Source organism: Alistipes sp. AF48-12 (assembly GCF_003477565.1).
GTDB lineage: Bacteria > Bacteroidota > Bacteroidia > Bacteroidales > Rikenellaceae > Alistipes_A > Alistipes_A hominis.
This window is the reverse complement of the sequence record NZ_QUDJ01000008.1, coordinates 69,933-85,947: the sequence shown is the minus strand read 5'-3', so window position 1 is coordinate 85,947 and position 16,015 is coordinate 69,933. Positions and strand designations below refer to the sequence as shown.

General features: G+C 54.4%; 11 protein-coding genes and 1 pseudogene. 7 read left to right on the top strand and 5 right to left on the bottom strand.

Going from position 1 to position 16,015, the window contains the following annotated elements; genetic code table 11:
- Window positions 1–108: 108 nt before the first annotated feature.
- Entirely contained in the window at window positions 109–1,695 is a 1,587-nt protein-coding gene (locus DW082_RS06680; protein WP_228385731.1) for a tetratricopeptide repeat protein, read from the top strand.
- Between the two features lie 401 nt (window positions 1,696–2,096).
- Here the strand turns inward: DW082_RS06680 and DW082_RS06675 are convergent, their stop codons facing one another.
- On the bottom strand, window positions 2,097–4,532 hold the full coding sequence (locus DW082_RS06675) for a sugar-binding domain-containing protein (RefSeq protein ID WP_118457918.1): 2,436 nt from the start codon (window positions 4,530–4,532) through the stop codon (window positions 2,097–2,099).
- Between the two features lie 239 nt (window positions 4,533–4,771).
- Window positions 4,772–6,004, bottom strand: coding sequence for a YeiH family protein (locus tag DW082_RS06670; protein ID WP_118457916.1), 1,233 nt, complete (start codon window positions 6,002–6,004; stop codon window positions 4,772–4,774).
- Between the two features lie 728 nt (window positions 6,005–6,732).
- Here DW082_RS06670 and DW082_RS06665 point away from each other — a divergent pair.
- The 4 genes from DW082_RS06665 to DW082_RS06650 all read left to right on the top strand — a co-directional run bounded on the left by DW082_RS06665 (window position 6,733) and on the right by DW082_RS06650 (window position 9,344).
- Window positions 6,733–7,329 (top strand): DNA-3-methyladenine glycosylase I, encoded by a 597-nt coding sequence (locus DW082_RS06665; protein ID WP_101573548.1) that lies wholly within the window; start codon window positions 6,733–6,735, stop codon window positions 7,327–7,329.
- 189 nt (window positions 7,330–7,518) lie between these two features.
- Window positions 7,519–7,965: a hypothetical protein gene (locus DW082_RS06660; RefSeq protein ID WP_055203593.1), complete on the top strand. Its 447-nt coding sequence runs from the start codon at window positions 7,519–7,521 to the stop codon at window positions 7,963–7,965.
- Between the two features lie 367 nt (window positions 7,966–8,332).
- Window positions 8,333–8,896, top strand: a complete 564-nt coding sequence (locus tag DW082_RS06655; RefSeq protein ID WP_259335541.1) for a hypothetical protein — start codon at window positions 8,333–8,335, stop codon at window positions 8,894–8,896.
- A gap of 178 nt (window positions 8,897–9,074) precedes the next feature.
- Window positions 9,075–9,344, top strand: coding sequence for a type B 50S ribosomal protein L31 (locus tag DW082_RS06650; protein WP_055203156.1), 270 nt, complete (start codon window positions 9,075–9,077; stop codon window positions 9,342–9,344).
- Between the two features lie 151 nt (window positions 9,345–9,495).
- Here DW082_RS06650 and DW082_RS06645 read toward each other — a convergent pair.
- Window positions 9,496–10,481, bottom strand: a pseudogene (locus DW082_RS06645) (aldose epimerase family protein).
- Between the two features lie 334 nt (window positions 10,482–10,815).
- Between DW082_RS06645 and DW082_RS06640 the strand changes: the two are divergent.
- Entirely contained in the window at window positions 10,816–11,724 is a 909-nt protein-coding gene (locus DW082_RS06640; protein WP_118457914.1) for an EamA family transporter, read from the top strand.
- A gap of 66 nt (window positions 11,725–11,790) precedes the next feature.
- Here the strand turns inward: DW082_RS06640 and typA are convergent, their stop codons facing one another.
- The gene (gene typA, locus DW082_RS06635) at window positions 11,791–13,590 is read right to left on the bottom strand and encodes a translational GTPase TypA (protein ID WP_101573542.1); all 1,800 of its coding nucleotides are present in this window, start codon (window positions 13,588–13,590) and stop codon (window positions 11,791–11,793) included.
- Window positions 13,591–13,705: 115 nt separating this feature from the next.
- Between typA and aroB the strand changes: the two genes are divergently transcribed.
- Window positions 13,706–14,749, top strand: a complete 1,044-nt coding sequence (aroB, locus tag DW082_RS06630) for a 3-dehydroquinate synthase (RefSeq protein ID WP_055203149.1) — start codon at window positions 13,706–13,708, stop codon at window positions 14,747–14,749.
- Between the two features lie 89 nt (window positions 14,750–14,838).
- Here aroB and DW082_RS06625 read toward each other — a convergent pair whose 3' ends face one another.
- The gene (locus tag DW082_RS06625; RefSeq protein WP_055203148.1) at window positions 14,839–15,933 is read right to left on the bottom strand and encodes an LptF/LptG family permease; all 1,095 of its coding nucleotides are present in this window, start codon (window positions 15,931–15,933) and stop codon (window positions 14,839–14,841) included.
- Window positions 15,934–16,015: the final 82 nt, after the last annotated feature.

Here is a 16,015-nt window from a genome sequence, read left to right as displayed (position 1 = left end):
AAAGCACTGATTATGAAAAGTTTAGTAAAAAGTTTCATGCTCGCTTCTTTAGCAATACTGCTAGCCAGCTGTAATTGCTACAACAAGATGTTGAAAAAAGTGGACAGAGTGAGTGTGTCTGCAACGCCTGCCGTGCTGACCCTGAAGGGTAGCAACGTCGTTACGGACGTACGTGTTGATTTCCCTGCTAAGTACTTCAACAAGAAAGCCGTACTGAAGGTTACTCCGGTTCTGGTATTCGAAGGCGGAGAGTTGGTAGGTACTCCCAAATTCATCCAGGGTGAAAAAGTAAAGGATAACTACACCGTTATTCCTTACAAGACCGGCGGTTCCTATACGCAGGCCGTGTCGTTCCCGTACGACGAACGCGCTAAACTTTCGACCCTCGAACTGCGTATCGAGTCGAAGTGCTCAAAAGGCTGCAAAAAACGCAAGGAATTTACTCCGTTTGCAGCCATCCCGGTTGCCGAAGGCGTAAGCACCATCCAGGCTCTGGCTGACAATGCCGCTTACCTGTCGATCATGCCCGACAACTTCAAGAGAGTGACCACCATTTCTCAGAATGCCGAAATCATGTACCTGATCAACAAATCGAACGTTCGTCCGGGCGAGTTGACCAAGGATCAGGTGAAGATGTTCGAAGCTTTCGTAAAAGAGTACTCGGACAAGGATCGCGCTACGCTGGGTAACGTATATGCAAAAGGTTACGCTTCTCCCGACGGCCCGGTTAAGTTCAACGACGAACTGTCGAAGGCTCGTAGCGAAAGCGGTCAGAAAGCCATCAGCAAAACGCTCGAAAGCGTAAACCCGAAATACGATATCGCCGCTTACGGTGAAGACTGGGAAGGTTTCAAAGAACTGGTTTCTGCTTCGGACATCAAAGACAAAGACCTGATTCTGCAGGTTCTGGCCATGTACGACAATCCGGTGAAACGCGACGAAGAGATCAAGAACATGACTTCCGTATTCGATGTGCTGGCTAAGGAAATCCTGCCGCAGTTGCGTCGTACGAAGCTGATCGCCGATGTGGATATCGAAGGCCGCACCGATGCCGAGATCAAAGAAGCTGCCGCTTCGAACATCGACGTACTGAGCGAAGAAGAGATGCTGTATGCCGCTACGTTGACCGACGATGCCGCTGCCCAACTGAAAGCTTACCAGGCTGCCGCTACCAAATACAACAGCGTTCGCGGTTACAACAACGCAGGTGTGGTTTATGCGCGTGCCGGTAAAGTTTCTCAGGCTAAAGCCCTGTTCGAAAAGGCTGCAGGTATGAGCAAAGATGCCGCTATCACCAACAACCTGGGCGTCGTAGCCCTGATGAGCGGTGACGCTGCTGCGGCTCAGAAATATTTCGCTGCTCTGAATACGGCCGATTCGAAAGCCAACATGGGTCTGGTTAACCTGGCAGAAGGAAACTATGCCGAGGCTGCCAAAGCGCTGAGCGGTTACAACCTCGCAGTCGCTGAAGTTCTCAACGGCAACCTGTCGAAAGCAAAATCGCTGCTGTCGAACGAAAAATCGGCTGAAGCCGACTACCTGAAAGCAGTTATCGCTATGCGCGAAGGTAACTCTTCTTCCGCTGTTGCCAACCTGAAGAGCGCTATCGCCAAAGATCCCGCTATGAAGGCTCAGGCTACCAAGGACGTCGAGTTCTCGAAACTGTTCGGAACGACCGAGTTCCTCGCTTTGTAAGAGAAACTTACGGATAAAAAACGAGGCCTCCCCGCTGTCGGGGAGGCCTTCGTTTTTTATCCGTGAATGTCTATGTGAGTATCCGGGAATAAAGGGACGAAGAAGTTCCGAGAGGGGCGTGCCGATGGATCTGGCGGGGGATGCGGATGGTTTTGCGTATGGTCTCGGTTAAGCGTCGTTTGGGGCTTGTCGGGGGTATTCCGACGATCCGGTTTCCGTTCCGGCGAGAGCAAACGGGCGGTTTGCGACGACGGTGCGGAGAAGCGTCGTGTGTTTTCGGACGGATCTGTATATGGGCAATGTTTCGGAAAGACGTTTCGAAGAGAAGGCTGCGATTTGCAATCGCAGCCTTCTCTTTTACTCGAAAGAACATTTGCCGGGAGAATGTTCGTCCGGCAGATTTAGATCTCGGCTTCGGCTGAAATCAGTCCCGGGGAATCGAAGGTCGCTTTCACGGCGGCGGAATCCGGTTTTAAGTAGACGACCATGCGTCCGCCCGAGCAGCGTCCCCGTTCTGCGGACGCGTATTTGAGGCCCTGCGGGTCGTATTGATTGCCGTTATCGAATCCGAGCAGGCGTTCGGACGGGATGTTTCCAGGGGTAATCTCCGCCTCGGAATCGGGGATACGGATTCCTTCCTTGTCGACGACGCAGAGTTCTACTCGGATAACGTCGTCGTAGCGAAAAATGCGCGATACTTCGACCGCATATGGCTTCCCGGCCGTGAGGAGCCGGTGTTCGGCAACCTTTTTCCCTTGCCTGTAACCGGTTGCCGAAATCGTGCCGGCTTTGAAGGGGACATTCCACAGAGCGTAATAGTCGTTCCGCCCGACCGGCTTCCGGCCCAGGCTGCGCCGGCCGATTCGGAGCTCGACTTCGTCGCAGTTCGAGTAGGCGTAAACTTCCAGGGTGTCCTGATCCCGCCCCTGCCAGTTCCAGTGGTCGGCTACGTTGCGCGGACTCCAATCGAAATCGCGGTCGGGGCCCTGGCGGACGCCGATATGGACGACGGGTTCGTCCGACCAGTAGCTTTTGCGCAGGTAGTATTCCGGTTTCGGGAAGCCGGCGATATCGAGCATTCCTTCGTCCCAGCCGCGGTAATCCGGCCACACGATTTCGCCGAGGTAGTCGTAGCCCACCCAGACGAATTCGCCGATCGCGCCGGCGTTGTCGCGTATCGATACGTGGTTGCGGGTTTTATGATAAGTCTCCGTGCCGAGCAGGATGCGGTTCGGGTAACGGGCGTGTTCGGCGGCGTACAGGCTGTCCGGATGGATGCGGTCGATGTAGTTGTAACCCGCGATGTCGAACTGATCCATAAAGCCGTAAATATTGGCTCCGACGAAGAAGTCGCAGGCGGCGGTTACCGGCCGCGTGGGGTCTTCCTCACGGGTGATGGCTTTCAGCTTTTGTGCGATTTCGATTCCCTGGATGCGCTGGTTCGGAATTTCGTTGCCGAGCACGTACAGCGCGACGCACGGGTGGTTCCGGTCGCGGCGGATCATTCTGCGCAGGTCGGTTTCGCCCCACTGATCGAAATAGAGGTGGTAGGTATAGGGCATTTTTCCGTACGAACTTTCCGAATAGCCCCATTCCTGCCCGCGGTTCCATTCGTCGAAAATTTCGTTCGACACGTAAAAACCGAGCGAGTCGCACAGATCGTAGAATTCGGGCGCGAACGGGTAATGGCTGAGCCGAACAGCATTACAGCCCATCGCTTTCAGCGTTTCGAGTCTTTCCTGCCATACCCCGAGCGGTACGGCGCTGCCGAAACAACCTACGTTCTGGTGCAAGCATACCCCCTGTAGTTTGACCTGCCGGCCGTTGACTTCCATACCCCGTTCGGGCGAAAAACGAATCGTACGCACTCCGACCGGATAGCTTACCCGGTCGGCCTCGCGGCCGTCGTAGGAGATCGTACCGACCAGTTTATAAAGGTAAGGGGTCTGGTCCGACCACAGATGCGGGCGGTCGATTTCGATTTGTTGCCTTAGATCGGCTTCGCTGTAATCCCCGATCCGATGTTTGGTCGAGACCCGTTTTATTTCCTGGCCGTCTGCGTCGTAAAGGATCGAAGTGAGCGTGCATTCCTTCTGCACCCGGTTGTTGGCGTCGGTTTTCGGCGCGGCGTCGGCGTTGCCGTCGCGCAGCCAGACGTACAGCGACTTATTGTCGGTCCAGGTAAACCGCGTCTCAGGGTAGTTGTGGTTGATGACGTGGTAGTTGATTTCGATTCGGGCCCGTTCCGCCGAAACTTCCGGAGTCGTGATGAAAACGCCTCCGTCGGTAAAGTGCATCTGCGACGTGACGATCAGGTGAACGTTCCGGTAGATGCCCGATCCGGTGTACCAGCGCGACCCGGGTTGCAACGAATTGTCGACGCGGACGGCGAGCACGTTCAGCGTATCGCGGCGGACGAAAGGGGTGATGTCGTATTCGAACGAATTGTACCCGTTCGGGTATTCGCCGACCATGCGGCCGTTGATCCATACCTGGGATTTCATGTAGACGCCGTCGAAACGGACGAAAACGCGGTTTCCTTCGGAACCGGCGGGGGCTTCGAAGGAATGCCTGTACCAGCCGGTTCCGCACGGCATGAAGCCGCCTTGCGGTCCGCTCGGATTCCGTTTGTCGTAAGCGCCTGCGATGCTCCAGTCGTGCGGCAGGTCGAGCCGTTGCCAACCGCTGTCGTCGAAGGCCGGTTCGCCGTACGTCCGGTCGTCGTCCAGCGTAAAACGCCAGTTGCGGTTGATATCGATGATTTCACGGGCTTCTGCGGGAAACGCCGCAGGCAGCGCGGCGGCCAGCAGCAGGATCGATCGGTAAATTCGTTTCATCGTGTCGGTTTTGGGTTGTTTAAAATCGATGCAAGTTAACGATTCGAAGATAAATTACCAAAGCCGATGCTTCACCGGGATTTGCAAAAGGAGGATCGCGCCGAAATTTTACGGCTGGACGGATCGCGCCCGTCGGGTCTGACACGGCACAAAATGAATCGTACGAAACCGACGGTTCACCGAATGATTCTGGAGAACCGTCGTTACAAAGGGTTGCAGCATAATCGTTGTGTCGGCGATCAGCCGGCCCACAACCCGAACAGCAGGTAAGCCATTACCAGCGTGACCACGATATTGAATCCCTGGGCGACGAAGAAGGTGGCGATGTTGCTTTTGTTTTCTTTTTTGAAGATGAACCGGAAATCGGTCTCAAGCCCGATGCACACGAAAGCCAGCGAGAACATGACCTCGCGCAGTCCTTTGGCCAATCCCCCGAGCGCTTTGGCCTCCTGCAGCGGCATACAGAAACTGAAGACCAGCGAAGCGATTACGAAACCCACGACAAACTTGGGAAACCGATCCCAGATCACTTTCGCGGTGGGGCGTTCGGTGCGATTGGTTCCGCGCAGCGACCAGTAGATCGAGATGGCGAATGCGGCGATTCCCAGCAGTACGTTTTGGGACGATTTGATGATGACGCTGTACATCTCGGCCGTTTCTCCCAGGAATTTGCCGGCGGCGACTACGGCTCCCGTCGTGTCGATGGTACCCCCGAGCCATGCTCCCGCCACTTCCGGCGTAAGTCCCATCCATTTTGCCAGAAGCGGCATCAGGTACATCATCGGGATGGCCACGACCAGGACGATGGAAACCACGAAAGACAGCTTTTTGCTGTCGCCTTTGATGGCTCCGCAGGTCGCTATCGCCGCCGATACGCCGCAGATCGATACGGCGCTCGCCAGCATAATGCCCATTTCGCTGTCCAGTTTTAGCTTTCTGGCGAGCCAGAAAGTGAAATACCAGACGGTAAAGACGACGACGACGGCCTGGAGCATACCTAAAGCTCCGGCTTTCAGAATTTCTCCGAACAGAACGGACGTGCCGAGCAGGATCAGGCCGATTTTAATGTAGTATTCGCTTCTGACGGCCGGGGAAAGCCATTTGGGTAATCCGACGGTATTGCGGATCAGTAGTCCTAGAATCACCGAGAAAAAGACGGATTCGAGTCCCGCCGTTTTGATGGACGGAAGCATCGAAACGTATTGACAAAGGGCCGAGAGGACGAATATGGCGGCGAAAGAGGGGATGAAACCCCGCAGCCGGTCGCCCATCAGTTTGATACCGAGCGCGGAAAACAGGGCTGCGATTAAGAACATGCCGGCGACCGATAGCCAGGAACCGGCGGTAGACAATGTTTTGGGAAATGCGGGAATCCAGCCGGGCACTGTTATTACGGCGACCACCAGCAACAGGCCCATGATCGTTGCCATCCAGTCTTCGTTGCGAAAACTACCCCAGAAATTTCGTTTCATAAAGTTCGGTTTGCGATTCCGGGCAAAGATACGCCGATGCGCCGGTAAGTTCAATAGGTGCAAATACTTATTCCGTATTGCGCGGTTTTGCGCACGGGCGGGTGTGCGTGACGCCGGATTCCGGCCGAAACGTTCCGACCGGTCGCGGACGGAGCGTGTGCCGCACGCAATCTTTGGAAAGCCGATACTGTGATGGATTTTCGCCTGTCTTCTCATCATGTTTCTATAAAAACGTCCGACTTGTTTTCAGATCGGACGAATACTTTGCTTGCTTCGCGGGTTGGTGTTCCAGTTACCCGCCAGACAGTATATGTATCGCGGCTTCCTCTCAGTCCGTGCGTATCGGTAAACCGTAAAAAATGCCGTATTTGCACCACATATTCCCGGCGGGTCTAACTGTCAAATACCTGCCCTACAATGGAATCCAGCCGATTCGACGGCAATAATTCCAAAAGATTCATAACTCTATTACTTAAGTATACGAAACGGCAAATAAAAACGGAAACGGTCTTGCGACACCCGATATCGGAACGCTGGCAACGAGTGTATATCGGATGACTCAAAAGGCCGGAAGCGTCTCGGAACCGGGTTTTGCAGGGGGACGATCACCCTCCGAAGCCGGGCGATCGGGAGGAAAATTCGTTGTTTGTAAATTAACAGAATCGTCCGTTGAAATTTGGCACGACGCTGCGAATCCGCTATCTTCGCCGTATTCAAACATTGTGATTATGCAAGACATCATAAACGGACGCTGCGGCTGGTGCGGAACCGACGAGCTGTATGTGAAATACCATGATCGGGAGTGGGGAAAATTGGTGACCGACGACAAGACGCTGTTCGAGTTTCTCGTGCTGGAGAGCGCCCAAGCCGGATTGAGCTGGATAACTATTCTCAGGAAGCGCGAGGGGTATCGCAAAGCCTTTTGCGATTTCGATGCCGAGCGGGTGGCGCAAATGACCGATGAAGACGTCGAACGGCTGATGCGATTCGACGGCATTGTGAGAAACCGTCTGAAAATCAAAGCGGCGATCACCAATGCAAGGCTGCTGCTCGCCATACAAAAGGAGTTCGGCAGTTTTTACGAATACACCCTGTCGTTCTTCCCCGACAGAAAACCGATTGTCAACACCTTCCGGTCGTTGAGCGAGATTCCGGCATCTTCTCCCGAATCCGACGCCATGAGCAAGGACATGAAAAAACGAGGATTCAAATTCTTCGGGACTACGATTTGTTACGCCCACTTGCAGGCTTCGGGGTTTATCAACGATCACCTGGAGGACTGCATTTGCCGAAAAGATCCGAAATTTCGGCACGTAACCGTATAACCGCATGAAAAACAAGCCGGGCGGGAAACAGGGCGCGCGGATTTCCCGGGTCTCCATGCTCCTCCCGGAAGCGGAAGACGGAAGCAATCCGCACGATCCCGTCCCTCGCGACCTCCTTTTTATCCCTTCCGGGAGATTATATGACTAAAATTATTAATTTTGCCGGTACTAACCGTTCATCTGTGTTTTATGAAAAAGATAGCTGTTCTGCTAACGATCTTGTCGCTGACCGCCGTCACGGGGCTCAGCGCCCAGAACTATAACTGGGCAATCGGCGTCCGCGGCGGCGTAACCGCCTCCGGCATCACCGTACGGCACAATTTCGACCCGGTCAACTCGATCGAAGGCATGCTCGACTTCGCACAGGGATTCAACGTGTACGCCCTCTACGAACGGAACGTGCCGGTAATCGCCAGCGGATTCAACTTCTATTACGGCGCCGGCGTCAACATCGGGTCGTGGGACCATCACGAAGGCAAATTCACGTTCGGGATCAACGGGATCGTCGGACTCGAATACAAAGTCGCTTCGATTCCTCTGGCATTCTCTTTGGATTATAAACCGAACCTGAACGTGATCGGAAAAACCGGATTCCACGCCGCCGATTTCGGGTTGGGCATCAAAGTCACCTTCTGATCGGGCCGTAACGCCCGGATACGACATCAAAACCAATAAACCTTAATCCATCAGGGTAATGAAAAAAATTTTATATCTCTTCGCGCTGTTGCTGCTCGCGTCCTGCACGGGCGGACAAAAACCGAGCGACTGACCAGCCAAAACGATTCGCTGGCCGTAGCCGTCGCCCAAAAAGATTCCGTGCTCAACGAAGTTTCTCGTCGCTGAGCACCGTTACCGAGAATCTGAACGCAATCAAATCCCGGGAAAACATCATCAACGAAAATATCGACAAAGGCGAAATCCCGAAGGAACCACCACGCAGATCAACGAGGACATCGAAGCGATCAACCAACTGCTGATCGCCAACCGGCAGACGATCGCCCGGTTGCAACAGTCGGCCGACCAGCTTAAAAAAGCGAACGTCAAAATCGGCAGTTTCGAGAAGCTGATCGCGCAACTGAACGCCCAGATCGAATCGAAAGACCAGGAAATCAAAATTCTGAAACAAAATCTCGAAAACATGCACGTCCAGGTCGCCGAACTGACCGAGCAGGTTTCGGGACTCAATACGCAGGTCAGCGGACTGACCGCCGAAAAGACCTCGCTCGAAGGGGAGGTAAAAACCCAGAACAACATCCTGAATACCGGATATTACATCGTGGGATCGGAAAAGGAACTGCTCTCGAAAGAGATCGTCTACAAGAGCGGATTCATCGGCAGAACGCTGAAAATCAACGAAAACAGAAGCCTCGACAGCTTCACCCAGGTCGATATCCGGAATTTCGACGACGTGAAAATCGGACACAAGAAAGCGACGCTCGTCAGTTCGCATCCGGCCGGGTCGTACGAATTCGTGATGAACGACAGCGGCGTGTTCGAATCGCTGGTCATCAAGGACAAAAGCAAATTCTGGGAGTATTCCAAAGTACTGGTCATCAGCTATAAGTAGTTGATCGCAACGGCGATGCTTTCGAATGCGCCGTCTTCGGAAGCGGTTTCGGGAACGGCGGTCGGTTTTTCGCGGAAAAACGGATGCATTGTTTTGGAAAACCGGATTGATTTACTAACTTTGCATCCTCAATCGTAGAAATTTACTGATTTTTAACTATTTTTAAACAAAAAACATCATGAAAAAGGGGATTCATCCTGAGAATTATCGTTTGGTGGCATTCAAGGATATGTCGAATGATCATGTGTTTTTGTGCAGGTCCGCCGTTCAGACAAAAGAAACCATCGAAGTGAATGGCGAAACCTATCCCGTGTATAAGATGGAAATTTCCAACACGTCGCACCCGTTCTACACCGGTAAGATGAAGTTGGTTGACACCGCAGGACGCGTCGATAAGTTTATGAGCCGCTATCAAAAACATTACGATAAAAAAGCCGCCAACAAATAGCAGGCGCTTTGATCTCAACAACCGAAACGGGCACTTTTCGAAGCGCCCGTTTTCTTTTGGCGCGATTCGCGTTCCCGAAGTTCCGCGCCCCCGAAGAACAAAAAAGCCGTTCCGGACGATTCCGGAACGGCTTCGTAATCCGTCGGCGGATCTATTTCCTCACGCTGAAAGCATAGACGCAGGTCTGCGTATAAGTCTCGCCCGGGCGCAACACGGCGGACGGAAAATTCTCGTGATTCGGCGCATCGGGAAAATTCTGGGTCTCAAGAGCTATCCCCGTGCGGAAATTGTGCCGGTCGCCTCGCTTGCCGATCTCCGTCCCGTCCATAAAATTCCCGCTGTAAAACTGCAGGCCGGCTGATCGGTTTCGACCTTCATCACGATCCCCGTCGCGGGTTCGTACACTTCGGCAGCCACGCTCATCTCGTTCCCTTGTTTGTTCAGCACCCAGTTGTGATCGTATCCGCGGGCCAGTTTCATCGGTTCGAAATCGGCGTCGATTCGGCTGCCAATCGGCTGCGCCACCCGGAAATCGAGCGGAGTCCCGGCTACCGAATCGAGCGCACCGGTCGGGATCAATCCCGCATCGGTCGGCGTAAACCGGTCGGCATGGATCGTCAGCACATGCGAATCGGTACTGGAAGCCGTGTTTCCATGCAGATTGAAATAGTTGTGACTCGTCGGGTTGAGGATCGTCGGCGCATCGGTCATTGCCTGGTATTCGATCTTCAAGGCATTGTTTTTCTGCAACGTATAAGTGACGGCAATCGACAGATTACCCGGATACCCCTCTTCGCCGTCGGGAGACCGGTAGCTCATTTCGACGGCCTGTTCCCCCTGTTCGTTCTCGAACGGCCGCGCGATCCATACCTTGTTCCAGAAACCGTCGGCGCCGCCGTGCAGGTGGTTCTCCCCATCGTTCAGCGTCAACTGGTACGATTTCCCATCCAGGGTAAACCGTCCCTTACCGATCCGGTTGCCGTAACGGCCGACCACCGGGCCGCAAAACCGGTCGGGAGAGTCCAGGTAGTCGTGGATCGACTCGTATCCCCAGACGACGTCCTGGAAATCCCCTTTCGCATCGGGCACCCACAACGATACCACGCGCGCGCCGTAATTGGTGACCTGGACGACCATGCCGCTGTCGTTTCGCAGCGTGTAGAGCGACACGTCCGAGCCGTCCAACACCGTATCGAATGCCGAAACCTGAACCAGCGCCGGAGCCGTCCCGGTATGCTGCCCGCTTGTGCAGGCAAAAAAAGCACCGAACGTCGCGATAAACAAGAACTGGATTTTTTTCATAATTCCTATATTTTATGATTCCTTCGATCCGAAAACCTTTATACAAAGGTAAAAAAACCTGGAAAAAAGCAATTCGCGCCGAAAGCTTTTATATCCCGAATCTCCGTTTCGCACCCGTTTTCGAACGGAATAGCTATCTTTGCCGCATAAAAATTCAAACGAAACGGTTATGTGGCTGACACTGGCATTTTTTTCATCGCTTTTTCTCGGTCTCGACGAGGTGGCGAAGAAAAGCGCGCTGAAAGACAACGCCGTTATTCCGGTGCTGGCGCTCAGCATTCTGCTGAGCGCCGCCCTGTTCCTGCCGTTGCAATTGGTGAGCGTTTTCTCACCGGATACGCTGTTGGACACCGCCTTCTACATTCCCCCCGTATCCGCCGACGCGCACTGGGGGATTCTGCTGAAAGCGGCAATCGTACTCGGATCGTGGATATTCGGTTTCTTTGCGACCAAGCACCTGCCGCTGACGATCTCGTCGTCGGTCAAGGCGAGCCGCCCGGTTTTCGTCGTACTCGGGGCGATCCTGATTTTCGGCGAGCGGCTCAATTTCAGCCAGTGGGCCGGCGTGATCGTCGTGCTGACGGCGCTGGTCGTTTTGTCGAACCTCGACAAACGCGACGGCCGGGACGACCGCGAACCGCCGCGCCGAAAAATGCTGTGGGTCTATTTCCTGATCGCCTCGACGTTGCTGGGCGCGGCGAGTGCGCTGTGGGACAAATTCCTGATCGTCCGTTACGACCGGCTGGCCATACAGGCCTACACCTGTTACTACCAGTCGCTGATGATGATCGTGATCGTGCTGCTGATGTGGTATCCGAAACGAAAACAAACCACGCCGTTGCAGTGGCGGTGGACGATCTTTCTGACCGGATTCCTGCTGACCGTATCGGATTTTTTGTACTTCTATGCGTTGAGCGATCCCGAGGCGCTGCTGTCGGTACTCTCGCCGATCCGCCGGTCGGGCGTCGTATTCACGTTCGTCGTCGGAGCGATCCTGTTCCACGAACGGCAGATCAAGGTGAAAGCGGCGATTCTCGCCGTCGTACTGGCTGGCACCATGCTGCTCTATTTCGGATAAACCTTTCCCGAAAATACGAAAAGGCGGATCGTCGATCCGCCTTTTCGTTATCTTGTTTTCGACCGTTTATTTCGCCTGACGTTTGCGTTCGGTCTCGTTCAGGACAATCTTGCGCAGCCGGATCGACTTCGGCGTCACTTCGACATATTCGTCTTCTTTGATGTATTCGAGCGCTTCCTCCAGCGAGAAGATCACCGGCGGCGCGATCGACACCTTGTCGTCCGAACCGCTGGCGCGCATATTGGTCAGTTTTTTCGACTTGGTCAGGTTGATTACGATATCTTCCTGACGCGTGCTTTCGCCCACTACCTGTCCGGCGTAAATCTCGTCCTGCGGCGATACGAAAAACGTGCCGCGATCCTGTAGCTTGTTGATCGCATAGGCATAAGCCGTACCGGTCTCCATCGCGATCAGCGAACCGTTTTGGCGCATCTCCATATCCCCTTTATACGGTTCGAACCCTTTCAGCCGATGCGACATGACGGCTTCGCCGGCCGTAGCGGTCAGCAGGTTGCTGCGCAGCCCGATGATTCCGCGCGACGGAATTTCGAATACGATCCGCTGGCGGTCGTAAATCGAAGTCATGTCGAGCAGCGTCCCTTTGCGTTTGGTTACCAGCTCGATCGCCTTGCCCGAATACGCTTCCGGAATGTCGATCGTCAGTTCTTCGACCGGTTCGCACTTTTTCCCGTCGATCTCCTTGATAATCACTTTCGGCTGACCGACCTGCAATTCGTATCCTTCGCGGCGCATCGTTTCGATCAGCACCGACAGGTGCAGCACGCCGCGCCCGTACACGATAAAACTATCGGACGAAGCGCCCGGCACCACGCGCAACGCCAGGTTCTTTTCGAGTTCGCGGTCGAGACGCTCCTTGATGTGGCGCGACGTCACGTATTTTCCCTCCTTGCCGAAGAACGGCGAGTCGTTGATCGTAAACAACATGCTCATCGTCGGTTCGTCGATTGCGATCGGTTCCAGCGGCTCCGGATTTTCGAAATCGCAGATCGTATCGCCGATCTCGAACCCTTCGATGCCGACCAGCGCGCAAATCTCGCCGCATTCGACCCGCTCGACTTTGGTTTTGCTCAATCCGTCGAATACCATCAGATCCTTGATTCGGGTCTTGACCATCGTTTTACCGTCGCGTTTGGCCAGCGTGATCGGCATCCCCGACTTCAGCGTCCCGCGCGTCAACTTGCCGACGGCGATCCGGCCGACGTAAGGCGAATACTCCAGCGACGTGATCAGTAACTGCGGCGTACCCTCCTTTTGCTGCGGCGCCGGAATGTTGTCGATAATCGCATCGAGCAACGGGGTGATGTCCCCGGTGCGTTCTTTCCATACGTGCGACATCCAACCCTGTTTCGCACTACCGTAGATCGTCACGAAATCGAGCTGATCTTCGGTCGCGTTCAGCGTGAACATCAGGTCGAACACCTGCTCGTACACCTCTTCGGGACGGCAGTTCGGCTTGTCCACCTTATTAACCACGACGATCGGCTTTTTACCGAGCGACAGCGCCTTCTGCAACACGAAGCGCGTCTGCGGCATCGTCCCTTCGAAAGCGTCCACCAGCAGCAGCACGCCGTCGGCCATGTTCAGCACCCGCTCCACCTCGCCGCCGAAATCCGAGTGGCCCGGGGTATCGATAATGTTGATTTTTATTCCCTTATAATTCACCGACACGTTCTTCGACAGGATCGTAATCCCCCGCTCGCGTTCGAGGTCGTTATTATCGAGGATCAGTTCGCCGGTTTTTTCATTGTCACGGAAAAGGTTGCCCTGCAGGATCATTTTATCGACGAGCGTGGTTTTGCCGTGGTCGACGTGGGCAATAATCGCAATATTGCGTAAATTTTGCATAGAATGGATTTTTGTCGGGAGCAAAGGTACGAAATAAAATTTATCTTTGTATTATAATTCCGAGATATGCCGCAGGCGGAAAACGCCGGGGCGGCGCAGGACAAATCCACAGAACATGAAACAAGTGATCGAGGTTAAACGCAGGGAAGGGAAGCCTTCGCAGGTGGTCGTAGGCGACGTGATCAACTCGCTCGACAATTACCTGCCCGAAGGCAAACGGGTTATTATCATCACCGACGGGAATGTACACCGCCGTTACAAGGAGATCATCAACCGGTACGACTATTGTCTGATCGGCCTGGGGGAAACGATTAAGACCATGACGACGGTCAACAAACTCTACGCCGAATTGCTCGAACGGGGAGCCGACCGGACGACGTTCATCGTCGGCATCGGCGGCGGCATCGTTACCGATATCACCGGGTTCGTCGCGTCGACCTACATGCGCGGACTACGGTTCGGATTCGTCGCTACGACGCTGCTGGCCCAGGTGGACGCCAGCGTCGGGGGCAAAAACGGAGTCAACTACGAAGGATACAAAAATATGGTCGGCACGTTCAATCAGCCCGATTTCGTACTGTGCGACCTGTCGATGCTGCAAACGCTGCCCGACCGCGAGTTCCGGGCCGGGCTGGCCGAGATCATCAAAGCGGGCCTGATCGCCGACCGGGGCCTGTTCGAACTGTTCGAAAACCATCCGATCGACGCATTCCGCAACGACCAATCGCTGCTGAACGAAGCCATCACGCGGGCCATCCGCGTCAAAGCCGACGTCGTCGAACGCGACGAACGCGAAAGCGGTGAACGACGCAAGCTGAACCTCGGACATACGTTTGCCCACGCCATCGAAAAGTGCGGCAACGAATTCCTGCACGGCGAAGCGGTCGCGATCGGCACGGTCATGATCGCCCGCTTGTCGGCCCACTTGGGAACCGCGACGCAGGACGAAGCCGACCGCGTGCGGCGGGTATTCGAACGGATGGGCCTGCCGATTCGTACGGAGATCGACTTCAAACGGCTCGTCAAAGCGTTGAAGCACGACAAGAAAAAAGAGGCCGACTCGGTCAGCTTCGTTTTACTGCGCGGCATCGGCGACTGCGAAATCCGCCGGTTCACGTTCGACGAGATCGACCGGCTGCCGGATCCGGCGGCCGAATAATATCGACGAAAAGTCCCGAAACGAAAGCCTCCGGCACAGATACGTGCCGGAGGCTTTCGTTTCTCAATACCCCCGTTCGGGATAGTCCGCTATTTCGGAGCCTTCTTGTAAAGGTAGAATGCGATGAACGAATAGATGATGTTCGGGATCCAGACGGCGATTCCGGGCGGCAGCAATCCGCCCTTAGCAAACTCTTCGCCGAACTTGCTGAACAAGATGAACGAGAACGCCAGCACGATGCCGATGCCGATGTGAAGCCCGGTTCCTCCGCGCACTTTGCGCGACGACAGCGACACGCCGATGATCGTCAGGATAAATGTCGAGGCCGGAAAGGCGAACCGGTTGTGCCGTTCCACCTCGAAGCGGGCGATCATATCCGACCCCTTGGCCCTTTGCTGCTGGATAAAATGGCCGAGCGTTACGATATCCATTGTCTTGACCAGTTCTTCCACACGCCCCAGTTCGCTTGTATTCAGGTTTATAAGCGTATCGAGCGCCTGCGTGTTATTAAAAATCTCCTTGTCGTCCTCAAATTTCCGGTAGACGCTTTTCGGAGCGCTCCAACGTCCCGTTTCGGGATCGAACTTCGCATTCGCAGCCTCGAGCGAAGATACGATCGTCCCGTTCTCGTAAGTTTCGAGCACGAAGAACGCCGCAGTCCGGGTCTGCTCGGTATAGTCTCGGATATAAGCGAACGTGCCCGGCTCGATCTGCCGGTAAATATGCGGATCGTACTTCGCCCCCTTGATATTCTTGATGTAGTTCAATTCGAACTTCAGTCGCTCGCCGTTCGCCGCGGGAATCACCACCAGGTTCAGCACCAGGCTCAGCAGCGTGATCGCCCCGGCGCTGAGGATATAAGGCCACATCAGCCGCCGGAAACTGATCCCGGCCGACAAGATCGCGATGATCTCGGTCTGATAAGCCAATTTCGACGTGAAGAAAATAACCGCGATAAACGTGAACAGCCCACTGAACTGATTGATAAAGAACGGTATGAAATTCAGATAATACTGAAGGACGATTTTCGACAGCGGGGCCTTCAGTTCGATGAAGTCGTCGATCTTTTCGGCCGCGTCGAAGATCACGACCACGACGATGATCAGCGCAATGGCGAAAAAATAGGTCCCCAGGAACTTGCGGATGATGTAACGGTCTATGATTTTGATTCCGGGGAATTTCATATTCGTGATTCGTGCGCTGTTGCTATGCGTTTCAAACTGCGGTCAAAGTTAACGAAAATCCGGTATTTCGGGGCCGGTTCCC

Excerpts from the sequence above, each read along its gene's own strand:
- DW082_RS06660 (WP_055203593.1), top strand. The coding sequence starts at position 7,519 with ATGAAAAAGATAGCTGTTCTGCTAACGATCTTGTCGCTGACCGCCGTC.
- aroB (WP_055203149.1), top strand. The coding sequence starts at position 13,706 with ATGAAACAAGTGATCGAGGTTAAACGCAGGGAAGGGAAGCCTTCGCAG.
- DW082_RS06640 (WP_118457914.1), top strand. The coding sequence starts at position 10,816 with ATGTGGCTGACACTGGCATTTTTTTCATCGCTTTTTCTCGGTCTCGAC.
- DW082_RS06650 (WP_055203156.1), top strand. The coding sequence starts at position 9,075 with ATGAAAAAGGGGATTCATCCTGAGAATTATCGTTTGGTGGCATTCAAG.
- DW082_RS06675 (WP_118457918.1), bottom strand. The coding sequence starts at position 4,532 with ATGAAACGAATTTACCGATCGATCCTGCTGCTGGCCGCCGCGCTGCCT.
- DW082_RS06625 (WP_055203148.1), bottom strand. The coding sequence starts at position 15,933 with ATGAAATTCCCCGGAATCAAAATCATAGACCGTTACATCATCCGCAAG.
- typA (WP_101573542.1), bottom strand. The coding sequence starts at position 13,590 with ATGCAAAATTTACGCAATATTGCGATTATTGCCCACGTCGACCACGGC.
- DW082_RS06670 (WP_118457916.1), bottom strand. The coding sequence starts at position 6,004 with ATGAAACGAAATTTCTGGGGTAGTTTTCGCAACGAAGACTGGATGGCA.
- DW082_RS06665 (WP_101573548.1), top strand. The coding sequence starts at position 6,733 with ATGCAAGACATCATAAACGGACGCTGCGGCTGGTGCGGAACCGACGAG.